Below are 23,094 nucleotides of genomic sequence, written 5' to 3'. Positions count from 1 at the left end.
TCCTTTTTAAAATTAAACGGCTTCTTCCAGCTCGATCTTCATCGTGCCGGCGGTGTTAGACGATGCGTTGGCGGCGTCGCAGTTGTACCACAAGTTACCCTTGTTGTTCGCAACACCAGTAGGCGAGGCGATGGTGTACTTGTTGGTCACATCACCGACAGCTGCCTGGTAAGTGAAGTTCAAGCTACCGCTTGCACCCTTACCCAGGTTGGTACAGCGAAGTTTGGCAACATCTGCAACGTATGTGCCAATTGCGACTTCGCGATTGGGGAATGCAGGGACGGTCAGTGTGCGGAACACGAAGCCACCCAGGACGTAGTCTGCGCTGCCGCCGAAGGTGGTTTGCGCAACTCCAGATAACGAGGTGGTTTGCAGGCTATTGAAGGTGAATGTGCCCTTTGCATTGTTGTCGTGGATGTTAAGTCCACGCGTCCAAATGGTCTTGGCTGCGTTAGGCGTCCACGCTGCATCTGCCCAAGTACCTTCTGGCGGATTGAGCGTGGGCTGTTCTTTCAGAGCCTGAGTAGACGTGAGCGTGATTGTGTGTTTTTGAACAGCGGTGCCGTTATTTCCACCGGAGCGTAAACGCGCTGCGGGTAAAGAAAGCGTGATAACCGGAGCCACGTTTGCAATGTATACCACCACTCCGGCGGTCTTTACAGCACCGTTGGCTGCGCGAGTGGCAGTGACAGTGAAGTTCTGCGTACTGACGTTGTAAGTGCCTGCCAGGTACGTGGCTGCCTTGGCTGGTGAATAAGTCGCAGGACTCGCAATAGTCAGCTCTGTGGACGCATATGCGATGGTATCGTAGTTAGTTACAGTGTGGTTAACTGTGACGCTCTCACCTGTCTTGATGGCGGATTGGTTGGCAGGATACGTGATTGTGCCAAACTGGATGTCGGGCTGCGTGTTGTTGAGCTTGACAACGTTCTTCAGTTCTACGCTGCCTGCAGTCGTTGTGTCAAACCAGGTACTCCACGAACCGTTGGCTTTCTTTACGCGAACCTTAAATGCTTGCGACGAAGTGGTGGTTCCACGGTCTGCGATCACCAAGTTGGAAATGGCTTGTATTTTGCCAGCCGCAAACGACCCAGAAGATGCAACGAAGGCGCCAAAATCAGCAACTTCGTACCCCACCACATCCACGTCGGACGTGACAGTGATGTTCATCTTGTCACCAGCTTTCAGCTCAGTTTGAGCGCCGGGGTAAGTCGACGTAAAGATCGCACTCTGCACCACAGGAATGGCTTCAAGCGTCACACTGCATTGCGCCTCGGCATTGTCTTCGTGTGTGGCAGTAATAATGGACATACCGTTGACTGGCGCAGCCAGCGTAATCAGCGCTTCTCCCGTCCACACGGGCCCTTCTCCCTTGATGGTCATCGTGGCATTGACGCCATTGACACTGATCACCGGCTTGTAGTTGGAGTGACCAGTCAGTGCCAATACCATCACCTTCACTTTCAGTGATGTACTGGAGCAACCTTTCAGGCTATAACCATCGGCGGACTTGACCTTATCGCCGGTGTTGTCAGTAACGACCTGAGGCAACACATCAGTGATGAACACACCGCCATTAATCCCTTTAGGCGCAGCCAGAGCGACGTTGAATTCTGCTTCGGTGCCTACAAACCCACCATCCAGTGCCGATTGGTAAGCGGTCTTGCCATCAACACCTTGAATGCCATCTTTACCGTCAATACCCTGAATACCCGCAACCCCTTGAGGACCCTGCGCACCGGTATCACCCTTTGCACCAGCAAGGCCAACATCGCCCTTATCACCTTTCAGAGAAGTCAGCCATTGCGTCACAGTACCCACAAAACCATTGACTACTGCGATCTCGTATGCGGTTTTGTTTGCTTTGTCAAGATCAGCAAGCGTGGTGCGCTTGTTGATACCGCCTTGTACAATCTCGATCAGCTCATTACCTTGTAGCGCACCGGCTACAGGCATGCTGCTGATTTTTCCTTCATTGCTAGTCGTTGCCATTTTACTTTTCCTTCTTGTTGAAATTAATACGTTTCTAAACCACGGACTGTACCTGACTCAGTCATGCGAAGGCTACCGTCTTCAAGTGCACGGAACCTGCCTCTCAATTGCGTCACGCCAAAGAAATAAGTAGAGGCCGTCCACGCCATTGACGCATTCGGCTTTATCCTCAGTGGATAAGCTGCACGAAGATCCGTGAAGGCATCGTCATACACTTCATCTGGTGTCAGGTTAATACCCAGCGCCAAATTGATGTTGGGTAAAAGCTGGTGGATGCTAAATGGAAAAATATTCAACTCCACCGGGGTGATAAATCCTGGCGGAAGTTTTTCCAATACGCTGATGGGTAAGCGCCGATAGAAGAAATACTGCTCCGAATAGGTTGCAGTATCGATCGGAATGATCCGGATTCGGGTGTTGTATTTGTCAGCAGGAAACACGTCATACATTTTACCGAAGTTGAAATGTATACCAACTTGGTAGTTGGTCTTATTGACGGAGTTCATTAGCGCTATGAGGCGCTCTAAACTTGTTCCAGCGTAAGGTGCAAGCATGCTCATTGTGATGGTCCTATACAATCGTTAAGGATTTACGTACTGGAGGAACCCTATAGTGGTATTGTTGTCAAGAAGCAGTTTCTTTTCTACATTACCAATATTGAACGTCTTGCTACCAATCCACATTAGCGATGACGCAGCAGCGCGTAACGTGATATTGTCGTTATAGAACGTGTCGTTTATAACGTCGTCCTTGCCCAACTGTGCCCCTAAAAGCACGTTGATTTGAGGTAATACATCGTACAGATTAAATGGATACGCGGCAGGTTCTATCGGTAATGGATCGGCAGGATACAGTACGCTGATGTCTTCCCGATGATAAAAAAAGTTAACTGTCCTGTTTTCATCAGCAGGATAGCCGTCTGCTACACGGGCAGAAACGAAGGTGTTTTCGTCGTTTGCATCACCTGGAACAATGTCCATTTCTTTTGGCTTACCGAACATAATCTTGTTAGACGGTATTCGGTATTTGGTAGCCAGGGCAATTTGCTCCAGTGCAAGTTCTTTGGTAGGCTTGTCGTAGTTTCTTTTGACAGGATTCGTAGCCATAGGTACCTCAAATAAATGTTAAATCTTATCGGCATAGCATACTTTATTATTTTTATCACGGCATAATACCCAGTATTGCGCAATGCAATACCGGGTATTAGCAGTGGGCTATTTTTAGCTAGCCATCAGTTTGGGTACGCTGAATTCAGCATCGGGGAGCATTAGCTCAATCATGCCTGCGCGGTTGCCGGAAGCCAGTAGATCGACCAGGCTGTTGATCTTAGGGAGGATGGCATCCTTGAAATCAGGATGCAGGCGCATGGTGGCGAAGTGATCAGCAGGAATGCCGTTCTGGGACAGCAGGTAGTTTTCAGCCCGCTTCATCAGCTCCAGTTTCCACTCTTCTTGCTGAGCGGCTTGGTGTGCTTCAGGCAGCGATAGGTGTGCATACTTGCGCAGCGGCTCCAGGCGATCCATGCACTTCTTGATCGTGGCGCGCTCTGCGATGGCCGCGTCCAGGTTGCGCTGCACGGTTTCCTTCATGGCTTCGATTTCAACCAGGTCAGCTTTGCCTTCGAGCTGCTCAGCTTCATCAGGGCTGTTGATCAGTCGATGTGCGCGAACGATCTTGGCTTGCTCGCGCAGCTTGGAGGCTTCGAACGAACGGATAGCATTGTCACGATCTTCGTAAAGATCGCACATGAGCGCATAAGCACCGTCGGGTGTGTGGCAGCTTCCGGCGAGGAAGTACGCAATTTGGAAATCGTGGTTTTGGCGGTTGGTTTTGTAATGCATGTTTGTTCCTTTGATGTAACGACAATGTGGCGTCACAAAGTATAGTCTCTTTGTAAAAATTATTTATTTACATCGAAACGATAAAACACTTCGAGGATTGTTTGATTTTGAAAGCGCCGGTTGTGAAAGTCACCGTGGTGGTGGCTGATGGTGTTAGCACTGTGCAATACGCCGAATGCTTCTTTGATGTCGTCATTGTCGGCGTAGAGTATCCTTGTTGCCATGCCAGGCAGCAGTATCGAAGGGTCTGAGTTCTGCCAGACACCCCGGAACATACCGCCATTTCGTGCGTTCAGGTTTGAGAACACAGTAAATGGGTTGTCCGAGATTCGCTGGGGAGGTATTGGGACGTGGTTATTTCCACTGGACATCTGGTCAGTAATGAACTCACTGTTGTTGTTTGCTCTTCCGTATTTAGTTTTATTGTCTTTGGTCACTGAGCTGCCCTCGATCAAGCTAGACGCACTGGTGAGCCGCGCACCATTGCCCTGGTTCATGTACTGCGACCCGCTGTCGTCTTTCATCAAAGTTTGACCAGTGACCAGCACCGTAGTGGCTGTGCCTTCGCTTAAATAGGTTCGTTCAATGTTGCTATACTTCCTCTTAGGCAGCACAATCAAGGTCAACGTGTAATCACTGTCGTTGTATCGAGAGACATCGTACAAAGGAAACAAATGCCAAAATTTGTTTTGGACATAAGACCCCATCCCTGCGTTGTAAACCCCTATCTTTTTTTGCAGGTAGTCGGGTAAATCAACCAGCTTAATGCCGTGCGTGACGACTATCTGCTCTTTAATGTCTTTATTGGAGACAGGTGAAATATCTACGCCAACAATGGCGCGTTGTTCATCCACGTCCGCTTTCTGAGACTCGTTGGTCAGTGCAGTTTCTAAGAGGTCACCGACCTTAACTTTGCGAAACGTACCACCCACTCCAATCAAGCGCACCTGCTCAAGTGCTTTGTTGAGTAACTGAAAGTGCACATCCAGCAAGTCAGTTAAGTCCAAGACAAATTCGTCATTCGACTCAGTACCTTGACCCTCTGCGATTGCAGGTCCTTGGTCAATCAGAATCGCAGTATACCGCTCGCTGCTGTGTGCGTTGCTGGTATCTTCTTCATCTGCTAATTCACCCAACGGAATCTTAGTCAGTGTAATTTGTAACTTGGTTCGATTGGGGTAGATTTGGCGTGCATACTTACCCAAAGGAATCAACAGTGTTACTGTCATCTCGTCAGTAAAGCTTTGTGAGTAATCGCGCTTGTTGTTGACGGAGACCACCTTAAGCGGAATCAGCAACTGGTCTTCACCGTAGTGCACTACAGCTTCCCAGCTGTAGTTCGTTCCTGTGGGTCCATTTGAAGTGATCCAATCAATCTCGTTCTTTAGCGGTGAATCGATTATTTCCATCTAGAACCTCCGGAGCTGATGATGCGTTCACTGAATAGCTGGGCCAGACTTTGGTGCTTTTGGTATTCGGCAGGTTCCTCATCCAACGCGACAGGCGCCTTAACAAATGAACCACGGTTCATCCAGGTGCCGTTTCCTGTCAGGTCGCGTATGGCGTCGGAGTTTAAGTATTCCATTGTCAAGTGCTGCACAGCGTGCTCAAACACCACACTTGCAAAGCGGTCCAATAGAATTAAATCATCTATCGGCGCACCGCCAATGTTGATCCCATGCTCCAGTTGCTCTTTCCAACAGTTGATGTATCTGGAGATGATGTCATAGATTCTTTTCGTGTCAGAGTGCTTTTGCACTTTGACGTTAATGCCCGCTCTGAAGTATTCGACCATTTTGTTAATGGTCATGTACGTGTAGATGGGCTGGTTGTGCATATCCCTGTCAATCACAGGATCACCCACTGTGGGCATTCCAAATAACCGAACATAATCATCGGACATGGTATCTTTAAATGGCACAGAGGCCATAAACAACGCTTCCCAAATGGGCTTACCCGTTGCAGTGATAGGATCTAGCGGCTGATCGTCTCTTCTGTAAATTTGTTGCGTCATCTTTACCTGCCTTCCATTATCAGACTCTTTGTCATTAACATGATGATTGGTGTGTAATAGAATTGCTCCAACGCACCCCAGTTGTTCAGTGCTTTGGTAGCATCGATGAGAACCTGTGCTTCAATCGCTTGGCCGTCAATAAACCGCCAGACCACAGATTCAAGATAAGACTGCTCCTCATTCTTCTCATAGAACGCTTGGCTCAGTACGTAGTGCTCGTCGTACGTTACGGCCCGTATATCGCTCCATTGGCCCTGTGGCGCGTGTAAGTTGACAGCACGCACCATGGCATTAAGTTGGCCCTGTTTTGGCGCTGAAGCGGCTATACGCAGCTCACTGAGGGGCTTGGTGTTGGTGTACAGCTCACCATCCACATTGACCACTGCGTCGGTTGGATAAACCACATAACCGACACCTGTGTAGCGAATTCCATTAAAGCGCGGGTTGGTAGAGAATGTTCTTGCGCTGACCAATCCTGCACTGGTAAAGCTGGTCTCCAGGTATTGTGATTCGCGTTTTAACAACGCGGTCCACAAGGAGCTTCCCTTCATCAGAGGATCGTCATCCACCGATAACTGCCGTACCAATCTGGCGTCTTGGCATTCCCAATTATCCACCGTGTCCAGCAAGAATCGTGTCAGGTACGGATCGTAAATGCTCTTGCCGCCTTGATTAGGCAGGATCAGTGTTTTGTATTCATGACTGAGAAACTTCTTAAAATACTGGTGTGACATCACCTCGTAAGCCCGCTTTAAGCTGAGCAGCGCATTGTGGTCGCTGGTCAGGATGAGTGGGTCTTTGCCTAATGTGATATAGTCTTTGTTAAAGTGCAGCGTGTCAACGACTTTGTTTTCTAAGTCGTTTTTCTTTTCTTGCTGATCGGTGTCCAGCGAGTAATTAATTTCGTAACAGGCAGTTTTGAAAATACTCTTCTTAACTGTGGACGTTACTCTGAACAAGCCGGTCTTACCTTCTCCGATGTCAGCGATGAACATGTCGCCTTCATTCGGAATGACAGCATGGTAAACAATAGCGCTACCACTCACTGTCATTTCTTTGCTCTCATCGTCTTGCGATGTCGACAGAGCGGAGCTCACCTTGAGCTCGAAGTCTTTAATCTTTTTGTAAGACTGGTAAGCAGAACTCACACTGAGTTGCTGGCCTGATAGCGGTGAGTCGACTCCCAGAACTTGGGAATAGTAATCGACTACCCAAGAACTGCCCTCTACGTGAGTCAGCAGGTCTGCTTTTGCTGTCCAGCGCTGATCAACCGACACGCCGCTGTATTGCGGGTGACTGATTTGAATTGGTTGTTCAGGGGTAGGCGTACTGGTTGCCGGCACGGTGATGCTAGCAAGTGATTTTCTTGTATTGACAATCGGCATGATAATTCCTTATTCCTGATGAGCGGTGATTACGTATAGGGCTTGGTTTAAACGCGGCACACTGCCTGAAACACTTATCTTCACCAAATGGCGAATCCAGTGCATTTGTTGTTCTCGCGACAAGGTTGACAATGGCACTGATCGAGTGTCGTTCAATTTAGCCACATTCCCTTCAGCCAGTGGATTTAACCAGGCCGTCATGCCCGTGTTAGCTGCTTGGGCAATTAAAAAAGCAGTGAGTTTATCCAACTCGCTGTCACTCAGATGTAAAAAGTTAAAGTCTCCTAATAGCTTCAAACGACTTATATCTTTCCATGACAAGCGACTCTTCATCAAATCTTTTTGTCCCCCACAATTCACTAAACCGCTGTTGATAGCCGCCAGTATCTTGATGGCCGCGTCAGGATATTGCCCCAGTCGCACAATGGCGTCTTTGTCCAGATAAAGGAAATCTGCTACCATGGACATCCTTACGCGGTATTCTTTGCGCATGTCCATCGCAGTTGTAGAAAACACGTTCAGGTTTCTGTCCACGTACAAAGAGCCGCTCTTCTTGGCGTACTTGCCTTCGTAAAGACATAAACAAATAATGGATTCGTAATCAGTACCCAGGTAAGGATATTCGGAATTCTTAATGAACGACAAGACCTCAGGATCTAGCTGAACATCGCCTAACTCGCTCAGGTTAAATAGAAATAACGGATTGCTGGGGTCCAGACTAGTCAATGCAGTGAACACCCTTAAGGTGCTGGGCAATATCGCAGCAGGTGCAAATTCGTCATATGCCGGAATAGCCACACCTTTATTAGACGCATAAGTCTTGTTAATCTCATCGCTCTCAAACTGGCTGAAGTGACCCGACGAGAGCGTGTAGACTTTGTTTTGTTGTTCCAACGTGTATGCTTGCTCCGTAGACCAAAAGCGAGAATCCAATTCTTGCTGATGAACCATGAACGGATACGTCATGTGGCATTCGATGGGCTTGTCGTACCTAAACCGGTAATTTACAGATACGGTCCAGTTGTCGTGATCGCCTTCTTTTTCTGGCTTATCAGGAACATCATCAAAATCAAAGTACCCTTGTACCCGAATCTGTCGCTCAGAGATAGCCCACAGTTCACCATTTCCAGCAAAGTTGTTAATCAGTGATGCATTGATGGTGAGATATTTGGTAAAGTATTCCTCAAAGCTTTCCCCGTAGCCTGCGTTACTCTCTCGTAAGCGATGGATCTCTCTGATAATAACTACAAATAGCTCAGGCAGATGGTAGTGGTAAGTCAATTCATGTAAATTGATATCGCGCATCATGGAGACGCGCGTGCGCATTTCATTTCTCCAGCGGGTGGCTTGGTTCTTGTCACTGGCTCGGTATTTGAATTGGATGCTCACATCCGACGAGGAGTACACTGGCTTTATAGCCACACCAAGTGCTTCGTCTTTGAAGATAAAGAGGTTTTCTGGCTTCCTTACAGCCGTAGAAAGAATCCGGTCTTTTTCATAGTCTTCATCGACTTCAATATACACCTTCTCGTTAAATGGCCAGTAGTTCTCAGTCAATCCATCCCTCGCCAATGAAGAGTTCTTTTGCGCTGCTTTGTTCTCATCACCATAAAACATGATCGGTGTTTTATGCGAGATTTGAGTGATGTCAAGCAGTTGTCTGACGATGTCGTAAATGACAGGCCGCTCGACGCTGTACTGCACGTCGTTAAGGGGCACAGTTAGATTTGGCACAGCGTGTTTCCTTATTGAATTTCTAGACACAGGATGACCAAGCAGCATAAAAGCCCTAGGTACTTCCTAGGGCTTTTATGTTTACTGGACCATTCTTATTTTAGTACAGTCTACTTGGTCGACGCAGCAATGTACGCCACTGAACCATAACACACTTCGTTCTTTACAGAAAGAAGATGCATCACATGGTAGTAAATCTTAACACCGGCATCGATGCCTTGCTTTGCAGCACGCACTTCAGCTTTGTTATTGTGCTTGTTCTGAATCACAGCACCTGCAATCATACCAGCGCCTCCAAAGAAGCTAAGTAGCTCAGCCAGCTTAGAGCGAGACAGCTCGTGTGCTTCGTAAGCCGCTTGATAAAACTGGTCCATGGCCTTTTCAATCTGGTCGTTCGTCAGGCCTTGTTTGATCAACGTAACCAGCTTGCTCTTGTCACCAGGTTGCAACGGGTCGTAGTCGACATTTCGCGTCATGTCAGGACCCATGCCATCTGACTTTTTGTCAATCGCACGCCGCAGTTGGCTCACGTTCGCACTCAGGTCATTGATTTCCTTCAGGCGCTCTTCTTCCACAGTGATGGTGGGTTTTTGAACAGCAGCTACCAGGTCTTCAAGCGCCTCAGTGGACTGAATCACCAGTTTGACCAGCTCTTTGTTGTCGACAAGTTCCAAGTACGATTGTGCAATCTTGTACACGTCGCCAGAGCGAACATGGGTCAGTCCCGAGCGGTTAAAGAATTTAGAGAAGGGTGGCTTCTTTAATTTCTCTTCCTTGGCGCCATTGTTGTCGTAAGCAGCACTGACCTTGTCCAGGCGCTCTGCAATCTTTTTACGATTGCTGAACCACAGGCCCAGTCGGTACTTGATGTTGTCAAACAACCCTTCTTGAGCCACACCTCGTGCTTTCTGGATATCGCGCATGGTTTTGCGATTCAGATTCACGACCAGTTTGGCGCCTTCCTTTTTGCTGACCTTGCCACCAAAGGATTCCATGGAAGGGAACACACCAGTATTGGTGTATCCCAAACGCTTTCGAAAGTGCTCGATGGCGGGTTCCAAGACGGCTGCTTCTGAGGGAGACATGCCGTCGGCTTCAACAGCACCGTCAAGGTGCTCAGACATTTCTTCAAGCGTTTCATGGATGCTGTCTGCTTCAGCAATGTTACCCTCTAACTCGCTGGACTCTTGGCCTGCAGACACTTCTTCGCCCAGGCTGTCGGCCAGTTCATCAACTGGAGAGTCTTCTTCTGCGGCTTCAGCGGCGTAAGTGTATTGAAAAAACTTCATGGTGTTTCCTTAAACGTGTTGGCGAATGGATTTGTCGCAGTATTCCAGCAGCGCGCGACTCACGCTGATGTCGTACTGGTAGACCGCACTGGTCATTGCCACTGCCGAAGCCATCAGGTCTTTGAGGAAGTTGACCGAGAATGTGACGGAATGCTCTTCTTTCTCTTGCTGGCGAGAAATGTCTTCGCAGGCTTTGTTAACTGCCTTCTGCATTTTCTCCAGGTCATCAATGGAGATTTTGTAATCCTTGTAGATACCGAACAACAGCTGCTTTTCAACAGCCTTCGTCAGGTCCACGATTTGCTTGTGCGTCAGAGTAGTGACGCCTTTTTCGGCAATGTCTTTGGGCAGCTTAGGGTCTTCGCCCACTTTGACAACAAAACCCGTGTACCTTTCGCCATCTTTGTTAAAGACAGCAGAGATGTGCCGTTGACCGAACGGCAGATCATAGCGCAGCCCTTCCTTGTTTTCATCACTGGCTTCGCTGTTAGCAACGAATTCGTCCAGGGCTTCTTTCTTGAGATTGGTCAGAATTTCAGAAGCCTTAGCAGCCACAACTTCTTCAGTGACACCTTTTCGTGCAGCTTCAGAAGCATTGTAGGTGTTGGCACCCAGCTGCTTGATGAACTTGTTCTTGAACTTTTGATTAGCAAACTCGCAGTAGTCCGCGTACAAATTCAGAAGCTGATCAGCAGGAATGACAGCCGAACTCTTGCTGAAGAAGGCTGCCAGCTTGTAGTCCTTCATCACTTTGTTGTTGGGCGGAATCGTTTTGTCTGCCACAGCCTTGGCGTCATCAGCCACGCGCCGCGCCGACTTGACCAATTTGTCAGCCCCAGTGGCCATGGCGACCACGGAGTCCTTAGTGCTGGTAAAGATGCGCTTGATCCAGTCAACGATCTTTTTGATCATGGACTTGATGGCATCCGAGATACCTTCCATAGAGGCACGCAGGGCTTGCTTGCGGCTGGCAGTGCCGCTGTACTGTTCAAGCGACACACGAACTGGAGCACTCACAAAACCCAGCCTACAGAAATGCTCTACAGCCACGTTGATGATCTGTGCTTCATGCTCATTCAAGCCGCCGACTTCTTCGGCACCCGCCATGGCTTCATGGATGTCGCTCAGCGCATCGACTGCATCGATGCGGTCATCTGTGATCTCATTCTTGATGGAGTAATCCACCATGACGTCTTGGGCTTGTGCCAAGTAGTTCAGGTCCTGGACTTCGTTCAGACTGATGTCAGAAGTGACAGGAAACTCTTCCGGAAGGTTATCTTCTAATGCAAGGATGCCGCGACGATTGGGTTTGTAAGACATGTTTTTACTTTCTGTCATAGGGGAATTTTACACACAGCATAAATACCCTCGGTTGTGCCGAGGGTATTTATGCTTAACAATCAGCTACTTACTTCTGAGGATCACTCAGAAGTAGGTATGCTTACTTGCCTTCCTTCTTGGCTTCCGGAGCGCCAGCCGACTTCAGCGAAGCGGTGCAATAGTCCAGCGCAGCTTTGCAGGTCTTGATGTCGTAGCTGCGCAGCGAAGAAGCGCCAGCTGTCAATGCCGAGACGTAAATTTTAGCAATCCGAGCTGCTGTCCGGTCTGACTCACTGAATGCGTTTTTAACGCGATCCATACCCTTGCGAACAGAGTCGCGAGACTCTTCAAGAGCCTTAATCTCTTTATTGTAGTCCTTATAAAGCTCCATGTTTGCCTTAATGGCAGTAGCTACCGACTTGATTTCTTCTTTTTGAAGAGCAGTGATTTCTTTAGCAAGTTCCTTGGCTTCTTTTTCACCTGCGCTGTTAGCCACGGTGAACTTTGTATTTTTGATCATTTCCTCAAAAGCCGCATCCTCTTTTTGGGTTTCCATGTGCATAGGAACGCGACTATAGAAGGATTTGTTGCCGAAAATAAGGGCGTATTCACCCAGCTGCATGCCGTCAATTTGAAGTTCGGTATTGCTGCTGTTTTTACCAGTCCACATACCTAGCATGGTTTTTGCAGCTTTACCAATTTTTTCTTTCAGCGCATCGCCGCTTTCGACTGCGGACATGATGTCCTTAACGGCGTTTTTGCCGTTGTCTGACATACCTTTAATTTTGGTATTCAGTTCTTTTTGGGTTTTCGAATATTCTCCGACCTTGGAAACAAAGTCGGAACCTTCGGGAATTTTGTCACCAACAACCAGCTGTTTACCAAATCCTCCGGCAGCAATCTTTGCATCTGCCTTGATCGTCTTGCTGCCTAGTTTACCCGTTTCAGTAATGATTTTCTCAGCACGCTTCTTCAGCTTGAGCGAACCGTCAGTCAGCTTGCGGAAGAAATCCTTGACCCAGTCGATGGCTTGGTTGAACACCTTGACGATGGCTTCCCAGATGCTCTTGGCGCGAGCCTTGATGCCATCCATGGCTTCCATGGTCGCAGCGACGCGCGAGGAGCGGTCACCAAAGCTTTCCATCGAAGGCATGACGCGGGTGCCTGCAGGCATGCCGATGCGGGCGCAGAGGTGTTCCACCGCGACGCGCACGGCTTCGGCGGCCGGCTCAGAGATGCCGCCGTCTTCAGCAGCTTCGCCCAGCGACTCGCCCATCTTGTCCAGAGTGTCAGCAGTTTCTTCTGCTTCATCCATGCCATCATCCAGACCTTGGATGTTGTTGTTGGCTTCGTCCATCTCGATGATGTCGGATTCAGCCGATTCGGCAAATTCTGCAACGTCAGCGCCGCCGTCGACTTCGCCATCCATGCTTTCGAAAGCCATGATACCTTTACGCATATTCTTACTCCAGTAAAAAAAGAAAATTGTCAAAAAGCTTTTTGAGAATTCACGGGCTACCTTCTCTCCCGCAAAGGTGGTAAGTGCAGTTTCTGCCACTTTCACACACAATAGATATTTCAATTAAGCGAAGCCCTATTGCTATTGTCAGAAAATAGGTGGTATTTTAGAGCACTTCTTTATTGCGCTACAATCTTTTGCTCTTTAATCAATACCTCTTTCAGGTAGCTGTTCCATGCAGCGCAGACTTGTCCAAGGTGGGTTGCGGTCTTTACCATTCCGGTGTTGATGTTGCTTACCACGTTGTTGACCATCTTGGAGAGATCCAGATAAATCTGAGCACGGCCCTTTTGCGATGTACCGTTCGTGGTGGTTTCCTTTAAGAATTCTGTAGAGTCAATCACCATCTGCTCAGCCAGTTTCTTTAATCGTGCTTGGAAGTCCGTCATCACGTCCAGTGTCAGCTCGTACTTGTCAAGGATGTTGTTGATCTCAATGACTTTCTGGTTGCACGCCTTCATGTATTCAGTGTCCATGTAAGGCATGGCGCCTGTGGATACCGAATCAGCCTTGACGTTGACTTCAAACTTCCACTCAGTCAAGTAGTGGATTGTCTGTGCGTAGTTGGTTAAATCAAACGGACACACGTAATTGAAGATGTGCAGATCGCCTAGATAGTTTTGGTTGACCAGATAGACCATGTCTTGCGCAGCAGGTGTTTTACCAAGATAGGTCTGACCCGTTGGGACAACTAAATACCCCTTTTGAAACAGCTGACCCAAGTCGCAAAACGAAGGACGCTGATCCAAGTCTTTGTTATCGCTCAGGTCTTTACAGATAGCAGTCACGTCATCTGTAAATTGCTTGCTGAACACCTTGGGGTAGTTCTCATGCGTTTTTGCCAAACCTGCAAGGTGCTCAAATGCGCCTAAGTAATCATTCGGTGCCCCATCGTACACCGCTCGCTGGGACTTCATGTCGGTGTATGTCGTCTTGACCTCAGAAGGGTCTTTGCCGTCAATGGTCAAATACTTGTGTTTGTCAGGTGTCAATGTGACGTAGGCGGTCTTGTCGATCGAAGTTTTCTTTAAGTAGTCTTCATACCTGGGAGTGTTGCGAATCTTCAGAATCGCACTCATGGTATCTTGCGTGGTTTTCTTCGACCGCCCTGCCGCCTTAAAGAAACCGGAGAAGAGATTACGCACCCAATCGATTGCGCGTTGAATGGCCTTAACCACAGCTTGCCAGACTGAGTTAATCATGCTGCCAAGACCTTCCAGTGCTACGCGGCTGCGGTTCTTGACGGTAGGAGACAACTTGTAGTTTTTCTCAAAGCTCTCCAGACCGAAGCTCTTATAAGTTTCCTCAGGAGCACCCAGTCGATTCTTTGCACCCGAATAGACGGCGTTGGCAAGGTTGAGCATGGCGACAGACAACGTACCGTTGCTGTGCATTTGTTCTGCCATCGCTTCAACAGCAGCAGTCAACACACCTGCTTCTTCAATCGCTTCATCGGTTACGTCTTTGCGGGTGCTTTCCTCATCCAGAACTTCGGCGACTTTATCCACATTCAGATTACCGACCTCGGGGAAGATAATAGGTTCGTCAGCAGGATCAACTTCATCATCTTCGGCAGGATCGGTCTCAGTATCACCAGAGTTGTCTTCTGGAGGATTACCATTTTCGTCTTCAGTGATCGTCTGATCAGTGTCCAGGTTTTCATCCGGAGCGTCCTCGGATTCCATGGCAAAACGTGCAATTGAAAAGCGACTCATGTTTCTTCCTTTAGTAAGTTTAAGGGTTTCATTTAATAGGCGGCATAATAGGGGACTAACCCCTATTATGGTCTTTAGTTAGCGTTTGCCAAACAGGACATTGAGCGATGTGGTTAAATCTTCCATACCGCCTTTAGCGCGCACCCACGCTAGGATGAATTCACGCACGGTCATGTCACCGCGATATGGCGCATGGCGCCAAATGTTTTTGTCCGGTTCACCTAACAGATAGTGTTTGATGATCCGACTTTGTATGCTGCGGTTCGTGCCCACGCCACCGGCACTCAAGAGCGTGGTCCAGTTATTGCTAGACATCTCTCGATTCTTGCCTTCAAAGACATAGAGAATCGTTTCATCAATCCAACGGTAATGGTTGTCACCCGCCTTAGGATTGATCTGCTGCGCATTGATCCAGTCCATGATGCGCTCAGTACCAAAGGAAGCCAGAGCACACTGTAAAATACGTTGCTTGAAAGCAAACGTATTATAGTCGGGATCTCCAGAGATCACGTCTACCCAGATGTCACACACCTCTGCGTTAGCCAGATAGTTGCTGTGTTGAGGTGTAAAGCCTTTACTCAGTAACCGGCTGGCAGTGGTGACAATGTCGATAGGCTTGGTTTGCGGAACATTAGGACTGCCTAGAAAACCAGAAGGGTAAACCTTCAGTCCGTTAATGAGTTGCTCATTATTATTCATTGTTGTACTCCTTCTCCATTTTGGCAACAGCGTAGTTCAGGCTGGTCACGCGGTTTTCCATGTATTCAATCTCTTTTTGGAGCTTGGCGTCATGGGTCTTTTCGTAGAGCTTTTCCAGATTGAGTTTGCGCAGCTGCAGCAGTTCCAGTTCAGCCTTGGCGCACTTGTATTTGTTCGCCTGGCGCTCTGCCACCATCATGCCGATTTTGTAAATCGGATTGATCTTCACCGACAAGTTCGTCAGAAGGAAGGGGTCGATCTTGTCACGGCCAATCGTAGCAGGCAATGTCTTTTCGGTCATCGGCGTGATGATCGCATCAGGAATGTCTTTGATGACCTTCTCAATGTCTTTGACGTCACGCTTGAGCACTTGCATACACAGGCAGAAGTCAAAGAAGCCATCGTTGAGCATCTTGATTTCTGCATCGGAAATGCAGTCTTTCACACTGACGTGCTCGTCCGCACTGGCGGTCTCCAAGACAAACATGTAATTCAGCAGTTTGCGACTGAATTCATTGACGTAGTCTGCGGCATCAATCAAACGAAGGCAAGTAGCTTTGCCGTAGGTGATGCTCAGGTTGGTCTCTGTTTCGGAGAATAGGTGATTCGCATCAGAGGAAATCTTCTGCAACAGAACGAGTGTGTTCTCCAAACCTTCACGGATAGAGCCCATCATGTTCTTGCCGTGCACGCGACCGACCTTCTTGTCGTATACGGTTGCAAAATCTTTAGCTTCTTGAGAGTTGTATTTGCGACCCTCGAAGAGGGCCTCTGCCGACACATAAGCAGGCAAGGTGTGTTCACGGATGCTGTTGCCGATGATCTCGCAGCTTTCAACAATCTTGTCTTTCTTGAAAGACGGCAGGAGACCTTTAAGGTAATGGAGGATGTTCATGATAACTGCTTTGTTTATTGTTACAGGCTGGGGTTGCTACCGGAGATGAAAGCTTTCATGACGTCCAGCACTTCAGAAGAACCACCGCCCTTCTTCGAGCTGCGCAGGCCACGAACAGAGACCTGGGTAGTTTCCGTCATGCCACGGAAATAGAACGTGGTCATACCCCAGTCCTTGTCGACCACGGCCATGATCATCAGGTTGGTGTTCTCAAACACTGCTTGACGCACTTTGAAGTTTGAAAACTTTCCGTTGATCTTATGCTCTATGTCGGCCAGTGTTTCCGAAGAAATGATGACCAGGTTAGAGGCAGTAGCCAACGACGGGTTGTTGTTAAGCAGCCCTGACTTCATGTTGTTGTTTTCGCGCTTGAGCATTTCTGCGTACACGCCAGACTTGTCGTTGATGATGGCGTTGCGGTGCTTCTCAATCAGATCACGGCAAAGGATCAAGTCTTTGATGAAGCTCAAACGCCCAGCACGCCAAGCGTGGTAGCGCTCCTTCATGTCCATGTCAAAGTTGTCCTTGAAGGTCAACATATTGACAAGCGTGTTTGTAGGTAGGTTGGAAACCATCAGGCGAATTGCTACAGGGACCGTGACCGATTGGTCGTCGTTACGGATCACCACATTGAACAGTTTGCCCACGCACAGGTTCGAGACTTCATTGAGCGAGACGACCTCTTTGTCGGTCGCATTCATGCTGCGGTCAACAACAGGTGCTCCTTTGCTCTCTAGCGCAGGTTTGTTATGAGACGTAGGCAGCTTGTGTGCATACGCTTGCATGTCCAGGCGCCAATCGTCATACGACTCAAACCCGATGCCGCGATTGGGATTCAGAGGCGCCAAACGCTTTGCAACGCTCACGCCACCCACATTGCCCAGCAGGTTGATGGCTTGCAGGTAGTAACCGCTGAATAGTGTATGCATGGTCTCGACCACGTCATTGACGTACTCTAAGTTCATGCAATCCACATCAATCAGTGCAATCGGCTCTACGCGCGCGACTTGCGTGACATCAATCAGCGAGACGTTGTTGAGGTACTTGTTGCCTTTTTGGTATTTCTTTGTGGCGACTTCTAAAGCGCCGAATGTCTGAGCAGCCACGCTCAGCGCCCCAGACACAGCGGCACCAGTAGCAATAGGGGTCATGGTTATTATTCCTTAAGAAAAGAGAAAAAGATGAATGAAAACAAAATTAACACGACACTCAACGAAGTGTATAAGACCACTTCGTTGGGAGATGCCAACAGTTCGATTGGTTCGGTGTTCTATGGCATTAACCATCGGCAGACGCCCAGCCCCGTACCAATTAATCGAGATGTCTACGGCCTGACCTTTTTTACGCGCCCACAGCTGAATTTGTCCTCATCGAACGTGCGCGCAGAGAGAAGTTTCATTCCACTGCTGACTAGCGAAGCTGCCAGCATACAGCGCATTATTCGGTGCTACCTTGATCCGCGATTGAACATCTCGGACTTTGCTTATTCGTGCCCATTTGTGGATCACGAAAACGCATTTATGCCATTGCTGACAAACCACTTACTGTCATGCACCGGATGGCCAGACCCCGTTCTGGATTATTATTCCAGTGAGCCCGGCGCTTACAAAGAAACATTCAGCATGGTGGACAGCTCCCTAGACATCTACTCAGCATACGATATTACGGCGACCTTCCGCAATATGGTTGGTGATCCCATTCGATCTTTATTTCATACATGGATTTCTTACGCGGCTTCTGTTTTCAAAGGCATCATGGTCCCTTACCCGGACTTCATGGTTAAAAACGAGATTGATTACAACACACGAATTTATCGACTCGTGCTGGATAAGAACAAGCGGTATGTTCAGAAGATTGGCTGCACGGGCGCTGCGTTTCCTTATGACGTTCCTATGGGCTCGGCATTCGATTACGATTCAGAAACACCGCTGAACGCTAACAACGACCGTATTGCCATTCGGTTTCGGTGTATGGGTGCATGTTACCAAGATGACATCATCATGCATGAGTTCAATGCAGCCGTAGGGATATTCAATCCCAACATGCGTGAAAGCATGTATGCTTCTAATATGCAGAAAATACCCGTAGAGGCACTGAGTGTCTTCAACAACCGAGGGTATCCCAGAATAAATCCCAATACGTACGAGTTGGAGTGGTACGTTTCACGTGAAGTGTTCCAAATCTCCATGATCGCGTTCCAAGCCCATATGGGCGCACTATCCAGCTAATCAAAGGAAAAGACATGGCATCAGTTACCGTATCCAGTATTCTTGGCAATATCGAAAAGTATCGCTTCAATCCAGCTCAGATGCAACGCGTATCCTTGGAGGTTCTTCGCGCCACTACCGACGGCACAGTAGAAATTGTGGACGCCACCAACCCGTTTGTGTTTGCGCTGGAAACCACTGCCACCAACACCGCTGCCTTCATGCAGTACATGGAAGCACTGACGCGTCGCCAGTACCCTGCCTCTGCACTGTCACAAGAAGACCTGTATCTACACATGTCTGACAAGGATTACATCGGACGATTTGCGGCACCAGCCAGTACCTTCTGGACGATGATGTTTCGAAAAGACGAAGTCATCAATGCCATGGTGTTGGACCCGATTGCAAAGATAAAGAAGATTACGATTCCTAGGAACACGGTGTTCCGTGTTGCAGAAACTTCGTTCAGTCTTCAATACCCGGTTGACATTCGGCAATTGGACCATGGCGGTTTACAAGTTGTCTACGACACCACGGTATCGTCCCCACTGCAAGAGCTCACTACCAACCTGATTGAGTTTGAGGAACTTACGGCTTACGACGGTGTCACCTTCATTAAGTTCAACGTAGAAGTTAACCAGTTTGACATTGTTACCAAATACAACGATGTCAATGCTGCGTCGGGATTTGTTACCACTGTCTCCCATCCTGATAAGTTCTACCACGCCAGGGTGTACATTCAACAGAGCGATAACTCCTGGAAAGAAATACAGACCACACATACCCAGCAGATTTACGACCCTCGTACACCTACTGCTGTGCTCCAAGTGTATGAAGGGAAAGTTAGTGTTACTATCCCTTCCGTGTATGTTACATCTGGGAAGGTGCGCGGAAAACTCCGCACAGACATCTATTACACAAAGGGCCCTGTTGTCTTGATGCTGTCGGGCTACCAGCTGGATAACTTCTCCACGGAATGGAAAGCGATTGACGCAGCTGATTCGACGCAGTACACAGCCCCAATCATTAACTTGAGCACAATGGCCGTGTATTCGACAGCTACTGTTTCAGGTGGTCGGGACAGTTTGTCAATTGATGTGCTACGCCAACGCGTGATTGACAACAACATCGGTCCTCAACAGTTGCCTATCACAAACATCCAGCTGCAAAGCAGTGTTGAGGATATGGGGTATGAAATTGTAAAGAACGTTGACACCATTACGAACCGCATCTTCCTGGCCACAAAACCCTTACCCACGCCTGTTGATTTGTCTTTGATCACACCTGCTGCTTCGGGTATGTCCACGGTGTTGCTGTCGTTTGACGAGTGTCGCTTAGCACACGGTGTGGTGGATAACGGGTCTGCGGTGACGTTGACTTCGGGTGCGCTGTACGTGACAAAGAACGGGGTGACAAAACTGGTTTCTAAATCGGCTTATGACAGCCTGGCATCTATGAGCCCAGCCCTGCTGTGCACCGAGGTGAACAAGATCAATTACAGCTTCTCTCCGTTTTACTACGTCCTTGATACGACGTCTGATATTTTTGAAGTCAGGCCGTACTATTTAGAGGCACCTCAGATTGTCTCTAAGACGTTTATAAAAGACAACGTCAGCACGCAGTTACAAGTCTCTGTGGACACCACCAGTACCATTGAGAAATTTGACGGCTATTACAAACTCATTATCAGCACTCGCGCTAACGATGCTTATAAGGCCTTGGAGGACAAGCATGTCTTTGCTCAGCTTTTCTATTCATCCAGCAAGCAAGCGGCTCCTGCTTACTTGAATAACGACACAACGTACTTAAACAGTGACGGTGAACGTGTGTTTGTGTTTACCATGCAAACAGATTTTGCTCTGGATGCAGATGACACATTGGACCAGTCTTCGTTTACAGTGAGCCGGTCGTCTGTGGTTACACGGTGCGACTTGTTGCAAGACTTTAAGATTGTTCTGGGTTGTGTATTGCCGCAAGGAACGCAAGCAGAGTACACCAGCATTGATGAAGCACTCAGTATTGATCTGTTGGAAGACTACACTGTCAATGGCAGCATCTTAGCCGGCATCAGTCTGGAGAGCTTGCGCGTTGAGTTTGGACATTCGCTTAAGACTTTGTGGGCACAGGGTAAAAGTGTCCCAGGTTCTGCATCTTACCAGAAGTACGAAGAGGACGTCCCGCTGGTGTATGAAAACGATGTCTTTGATATCGACCCAGTGACAGGCACTGCTTTCACAGTCGACGCAACTGGTAAACTGGTCTACAAGTACCTTCACCGTGCCGGTGATCCTGTTCTTGATGCAAAAGGGGTCCAGAGGTACAGGTACCTTAAAGGTGAAACAGTATTGGACAACAGCGGACTCCCGGTAATGCAAGCCGGCAAGCAAACTTCTATTCTGCATTTGGTGGACGTGTTCACCATTGAGAGCGCATATCGTTTTGCTAACGACAAGGCGGCCTCTGATTACAGAAGCTACTTTGCGCAATCGCTCGTAGGTTGGCTGACAAAAGACTTGGAAACATTGAGTCAGCGTCTGTTGGATCAGACCAAGGTTTACTTTTATCCTCGTGTGACAAAAGGAAACATCCGCATTCTTGCGACTGACGGGATTGAGAGCACCATCGACGCCAGCCAAGCGTTTAAGGTTACGCTGAGCGTGCCTGATAAAACCTACATGAATCCAGAGCTGCTGGATGCATTGAAGAAAGCCACTATCCGTACTTTGGATGAATCACTTAAATCCAGCACAGTGGCAGTCTCTGCCATTGAGTACGCGCTGAGAAACCGCTACAGCAGCGACGTGATCGACGTTAAACTGGAGCCCGTAGGCTGGGTGGCGGATTATAATGCCATCACAGTGCTGGATAACTCCAATCGCTTGTCGATCAAGAAACGACTCACACCTCAACAAGACGGACGAATGATCGTCGAAGAAGATGTGGAAGTGACGTTCTTGCGTCACGGCAATGCAGTGAAGTAAAAAGGTACAGCATAAAGGGAGGGCTTACCCTCCCTTTATGCTGTACAGCGCGTTAGATAACGACAGTGCTTTCACCGTACTCGTTGATCAGTATGCTGTCAGAAAGCCTAACATACTCGATCAAATTGTTCATTAGTGTAATGTAATACTCAACGTATGTTCTTTGAAGTTCCATCACCATTCGGATGGCATTTCTTAAACGAGAAGTTTCGGTAGTTATCAACATCCCAAAAATACTCACTTTTAAGTCGTGCGAAGTTCCATCGTGCGTATTACTCAAAGCTGTATTGTACAGTTTAGTGCTCTGATCGATCCTCTTATCGACATGGTCTAACATCCTCTTGTTTGCGTCAAGTATCTTTTTGTTTTTTCCCTTTCCTTCAGTCTCTCCTAGTTTTACAACAGAGAAAAGCACTTTATCCTTAAAGTCTTTTGGAGGAAGTTCTAACGTACTGGACCGAGTTAATTCCTTAAAGTGCTCTTTTTCCACCATTGTAAATGCAGGATTTTTACCCGCGATTCGGAAGTGATGATCGAAGGGGTTATCGAGTATCGTACCATCATTTAACGGGGAAACTTCTTTGTAGGTATCTAAGGCGGTTTTTTCAAAAAGTTCTAGCTCGTCTTCGTATTTTTTCTTATCGCCAGCTTTGATACATTCTGAAACTTCGTCTAGTTTATCAAAGAACTTGTCGACAATTTTTGTAACGTTGTCAATGTTCTCGCCGAGCTTATTAAAATTCTCACTGTGCTTTCCGCTGGAAAGATTGTCAAGCAGCTTCTCTGTCTTATCTTGTATTTCTTTAGGACTATGACACCCGCTCCCATCCTCTTTTCTGAAGTATCTCGACAGCCGTTCACTGAATGTTGTCTGCTCTGTAGCTTCTTTTGTTGGGACAGCTTTTGCTGGGACAGCTTTTGTTGGAGCGACTTTTGTTACGGTGTCTTTTATCTGCGAGTTTATTTTTTCAGAGGTCTGGTTCTGCGCACTCTCTGGAATTGTTTTATTGACCCGGTCTCTTTGTTCCTGCACCGCGACAGTCTTCGTAGCTACTTTCTCTGACTTCCCAAAAATTGCCTCCCAAGCAGCAACAATCCATTCCTTGAGCTTTCTAAACACAGCCTTGATTGCTTCCCAAATAGAGGAAATAATTCCTTCCAGCGATACTGAAATTCGATGAGTGTTAGAAACATGACCCTCTAACCCAACAGTTTGCTTGGAGACATATCCCAAACGTTTACAGAAGTGCTCGACTGCAATGTCTATCACTTGTGCTTCATTGGGATTGAGCTGCTGCGCTTGGCCAATATGCTCCGACATTTGATCCAAGGTGTCTGCGATTTGCACGGCTTCTTCAACTGAAGAATTCCGCTGTTCTTGAGCATCACGATTTTCTTGAATCTCCAAAGTAGCATTATCGATGCTTTGATTGAGTTGCGAAAACTCCTCAAGTGATAAAACCCTACCTGGCAAGGAGAAAGACATTATTTTTATAGTCATGG

At 48.0% G+C, this 23,094-nt stretch carries 18 protein-coding genes; 2 read left to right on the top strand and 16 right to left on the bottom strand.

Translation table 11 applies throughout. From position 1 onward, the window contains the following. Positions 1–12 precede the first annotated feature (12 nt). The 15 genes from PHQ58_RS04535 to PHQ58_RS04465 all read right to left on the bottom strand — a co-directional run bounded on the left by PHQ58_RS04535 (position 13) and on the right by PHQ58_RS04465 (position 17,554). Positions 13–1,992 carry a hypothetical protein gene (locus PHQ58_RS04535; RefSeq protein WP_300107574.1) on the bottom strand — a complete coding sequence of 660 codons (1,980 nt, stop codon included), beginning with the start codon at positions 1,990–1,992 and terminating at the stop codon, positions 13–15. Positions 1,993–2,015: 23 nt separating this feature from the next. Continuing rightward, positions 2,016–2,552 (bottom strand): hypothetical protein, encoded by a 537-nt coding sequence (locus tag PHQ58_RS04530; RefSeq protein WP_300107571.1) that lies wholly within the window; start codon positions 2,550–2,552, stop codon positions 2,016–2,018. A gap of 21 nt (positions 2,553–2,573) precedes the next feature. After that, the gene (locus tag PHQ58_RS04525; RefSeq protein ID WP_300107568.1) at positions 2,574–3,098 is read right to left on the bottom strand and encodes a hypothetical protein; all 525 of its coding nucleotides are present in this window, start codon (positions 3,096–3,098) and stop codon (positions 2,574–2,576) included. A gap of 114 nt (positions 3,099–3,212) precedes the next feature. Next, positions 3,213–3,833 (bottom strand): hypothetical protein, encoded by a 621-nt coding sequence (locus PHQ58_RS04520; RefSeq protein WP_300107565.1) that lies wholly within the window; start codon positions 3,831–3,833, stop codon positions 3,213–3,215. A gap of 59 nt (positions 3,834–3,892) precedes the next feature. Then, entirely contained in the window at positions 3,893–5,242 is a 1,350-nt protein-coding gene (locus PHQ58_RS04515; RefSeq protein WP_300107562.1) for a hypothetical protein, read from the bottom strand. Next, entirely contained in the window at positions 5,233–5,847 is a 615-nt protein-coding gene (locus PHQ58_RS04510; RefSeq protein WP_300107559.1) for a hypothetical protein, read from the bottom strand. Before PHQ58_RS04510 ends, PHQ58_RS04515 begins: the two co-directional genes overlap by 10 nt. Positions 5,848–5,849: 2 nt before the next feature. Further along, complete coding sequence (locus tag PHQ58_RS04505) at positions 5,850–7,232, bottom strand: hypothetical protein (RefSeq protein WP_300107556.1); 1,383 nt, start codon at positions 7,230–7,232, stop codon at positions 5,850–5,852. A gap of 9 nt (positions 7,233–7,241) precedes the next feature. Continuing rightward, on the bottom strand, positions 7,242–8,936 hold the full coding sequence (locus PHQ58_RS04500; protein WP_300107553.1) for a hypothetical protein: 1,695 nt from the start codon (positions 8,934–8,936) through the stop codon (positions 7,242–7,244). A 140-nt stretch (positions 8,937–9,076) separates the two neighbouring features. Further along, complete coding sequence (locus PHQ58_RS04495; RefSeq protein ID WP_300107551.1) at positions 9,077–10,255, bottom strand: hypothetical protein; 1,179 nt, start codon at positions 10,253–10,255, stop codon at positions 9,077–9,079. A 9-nt stretch (positions 10,256–10,264) separates the two neighbouring features. Then, positions 10,265–11,575: a hypothetical protein gene (locus PHQ58_RS04490; protein ID WP_300107549.1), complete on the bottom strand. Its 1,311-nt coding sequence runs from the start codon at positions 11,573–11,575 to the stop codon at positions 10,265–10,267. A gap of 121 nt (positions 11,576–11,696) precedes the next feature. Then, positions 11,697–13,034 carry a hypothetical protein gene (locus tag PHQ58_RS04485; RefSeq protein WP_300107547.1) on the bottom strand — a complete coding sequence of 446 codons (1,338 nt, stop codon included), beginning with the start codon at positions 13,032–13,034 and terminating at the stop codon, positions 11,697–11,699. Between the two features lie 179 nt (positions 13,035–13,213). Then, entirely contained in the window at positions 13,214–14,809 is a 1,596-nt protein-coding gene (locus PHQ58_RS04480; protein ID WP_300107544.1) for a hypothetical protein, read from the bottom strand. Between the two features lie 78 nt (positions 14,810–14,887). Continuing rightward, positions 14,888–15,508 carry a hypothetical protein gene (locus tag PHQ58_RS04475; RefSeq protein WP_300107541.1) on the bottom strand — a complete coding sequence of 207 codons (621 nt, stop codon included), beginning with the start codon at positions 15,506–15,508 and terminating at the stop codon, positions 14,888–14,890. Continuing rightward, a complete protein-coding gene (locus tag PHQ58_RS04470; protein ID WP_300107538.1) occupies positions 15,501–16,403 on the bottom strand; it encodes a hypothetical protein in 903 nt (300 codons plus the stop codon). The genes PHQ58_RS04475 and PHQ58_RS04470 overlap by 8 nt, the downstream gene beginning before the upstream one ends. Before the next feature lie 20 nt (positions 16,404–16,423). Then, positions 16,424–17,554 (bottom strand): hypothetical protein, encoded by a 1,131-nt coding sequence (locus tag PHQ58_RS04465; protein ID WP_300107535.1) that lies wholly within the window; start codon positions 17,552–17,554, stop codon positions 16,424–16,426. 30 nt (positions 17,555–17,584) lie between these two features. On the opposite strand from PHQ58_RS04465, the gene PHQ58_RS04460 reads away from it, so the two are divergent. Both PHQ58_RS04460 and PHQ58_RS04455 read left to right on the top strand, forming a co-directional pair. Continuing rightward, a complete protein-coding gene (locus tag PHQ58_RS04460; RefSeq protein ID WP_300107532.1) occupies positions 17,585–18,631 on the top strand; it encodes a hypothetical protein in 1,047 nt (348 codons plus the stop codon). Between the two features lie 14 nt (positions 18,632–18,645). Continuing rightward, positions 18,646–21,591: a hypothetical protein gene (locus PHQ58_RS04455; RefSeq protein WP_300107529.1), complete on the top strand. Its 2,946-nt coding sequence runs from the start codon at positions 18,646–18,648 to the stop codon at positions 21,589–21,591. 52 nt (positions 21,592–21,643) lie between these two features. On the opposite strand, the gene PHQ58_RS04450 is transcribed toward PHQ58_RS04455, so the two are convergent. Beyond that, entirely contained in the window at positions 21,644–23,092 is a 1,449-nt protein-coding gene (locus PHQ58_RS04450) for a hypothetical protein (RefSeq protein ID WP_300107526.1), read from the bottom strand. Between the last annotated feature and the right edge of the window lie 2 nt (positions 23,093–23,094).

It is taken from the genome of Rhodoferax sp. (assembly GCF_028688795.1).
Classification (GTDB): domain Bacteria; phylum Pseudomonadota; class Gammaproteobacteria; order Burkholderiales; family Burkholderiaceae_C; genus Rhodoferax.
This window is presented reverse-complemented; position numbering and strand designations above follow the sequence as displayed.

What these genes read in the sequence shown, in the direction of transcription:
- PHQ58_RS04535 (WP_300107574.1), bottom strand. Translation starts at nt 1,992, where the DNA reads ATGGCAACGACTAGCAATGAAGGAAAAATCAGCAGCATGCCTGTAGCC.
- PHQ58_RS04530 (WP_300107571.1), bottom strand. Translation starts at nt 2,552, where the DNA reads ATGAGCATGCTTGCACCTTACGCTGGAACAAGTTTAGAGCGCCTCATA.
- PHQ58_RS04525 (WP_300107568.1), bottom strand. Translation starts at nt 3,098, where the DNA reads ATGGCTACGAATCCTGTCAAAAGAAACTACGACAAGCCTACCAAAGAA.
- PHQ58_RS04520 (WP_300107565.1), bottom strand. Translation starts at nt 3,833, where the DNA reads ATGCATTACAAAACCAACCGCCAAAACCACGATTTCCAAATTGCGTAC.
- PHQ58_RS04515 (WP_300107562.1), bottom strand. Translation starts at nt 5,242, where the DNA reads ATGGAAATAATCGATTCACCGCTAAAGAACGAGATTGATTGGATCACT.
- PHQ58_RS04510 (WP_300107559.1), bottom strand. Translation starts at nt 5,847, where the DNA reads ATGACGCAACAAATTTACAGAAGAGACGATCAGCCGCTAGATCCTATC.
- PHQ58_RS04505 (WP_300107556.1), bottom strand. Translation starts at nt 7,232, where the DNA reads ATGCCGATTGTCAATACAAGAAAATCACTTGCTAGCATCACCGTGCCG.
- PHQ58_RS04495 (WP_300107551.1), bottom strand. Translation starts at nt 10,255, where the DNA reads ATGAAGTTTTTTCAATACACTTACGCCGCTGAAGCCGCAGAAGAAGAC.
- PHQ58_RS04490 (WP_300107549.1), bottom strand. Translation starts at nt 11,575, where the DNA reads ATGTCTTACAAACCCAATCGTCGCGGCATCCTTGCATTAGAAGATAAC.
- PHQ58_RS04485 (WP_300107547.1), bottom strand. Translation starts at nt 13,034, where the DNA reads ATGCGTAAAGGTATCATGGCTTTCGAAAGCATGGATGGCGAAGTCGAC.
- PHQ58_RS04480 (WP_300107544.1), bottom strand. Translation starts at nt 14,809, where the DNA reads ATGAGTCGCTTTTCAATTGCACGTTTTGCCATGGAATCCGAGGACGCT.
- PHQ58_RS04475 (WP_300107541.1), bottom strand. Translation starts at nt 15,508, where the DNA reads ATGAATAATAATGAGCAACTCATTAACGGACTGAAGGTTTACCCTTCT.
- PHQ58_RS04470 (WP_300107538.1), bottom strand. Translation starts at nt 16,403, where the DNA reads ATGAACATCCTCCATTACCTTAAAGGTCTCCTGCCGTCTTTCAAGAAA.
- PHQ58_RS04465 (WP_300107535.1), bottom strand. Translation starts at nt 17,554, where the DNA reads ATGACCCCTATTGCTACTGGTGCCGCTGTGTCTGGGGCGCTGAGCGTG.
- PHQ58_RS04460 (WP_300107532.1), top strand. Translation starts at nt 17,585, where the DNA reads ATGAATGAAAACAAAATTAACACGACACTCAACGAAGTGTATAAGACC.
- PHQ58_RS04455 (WP_300107529.1), top strand. Translation starts at nt 18,646, where the DNA reads ATGGCATCAGTTACCGTATCCAGTATTCTTGGCAATATCGAAAAGTAT.
- PHQ58_RS04450 (WP_300107526.1), bottom strand. Translation starts at nt 23,092, where the DNA reads ATGACTATAAAAATAATGTCTTTCTCCTTGCCAGGTAGGGTTTTATCA.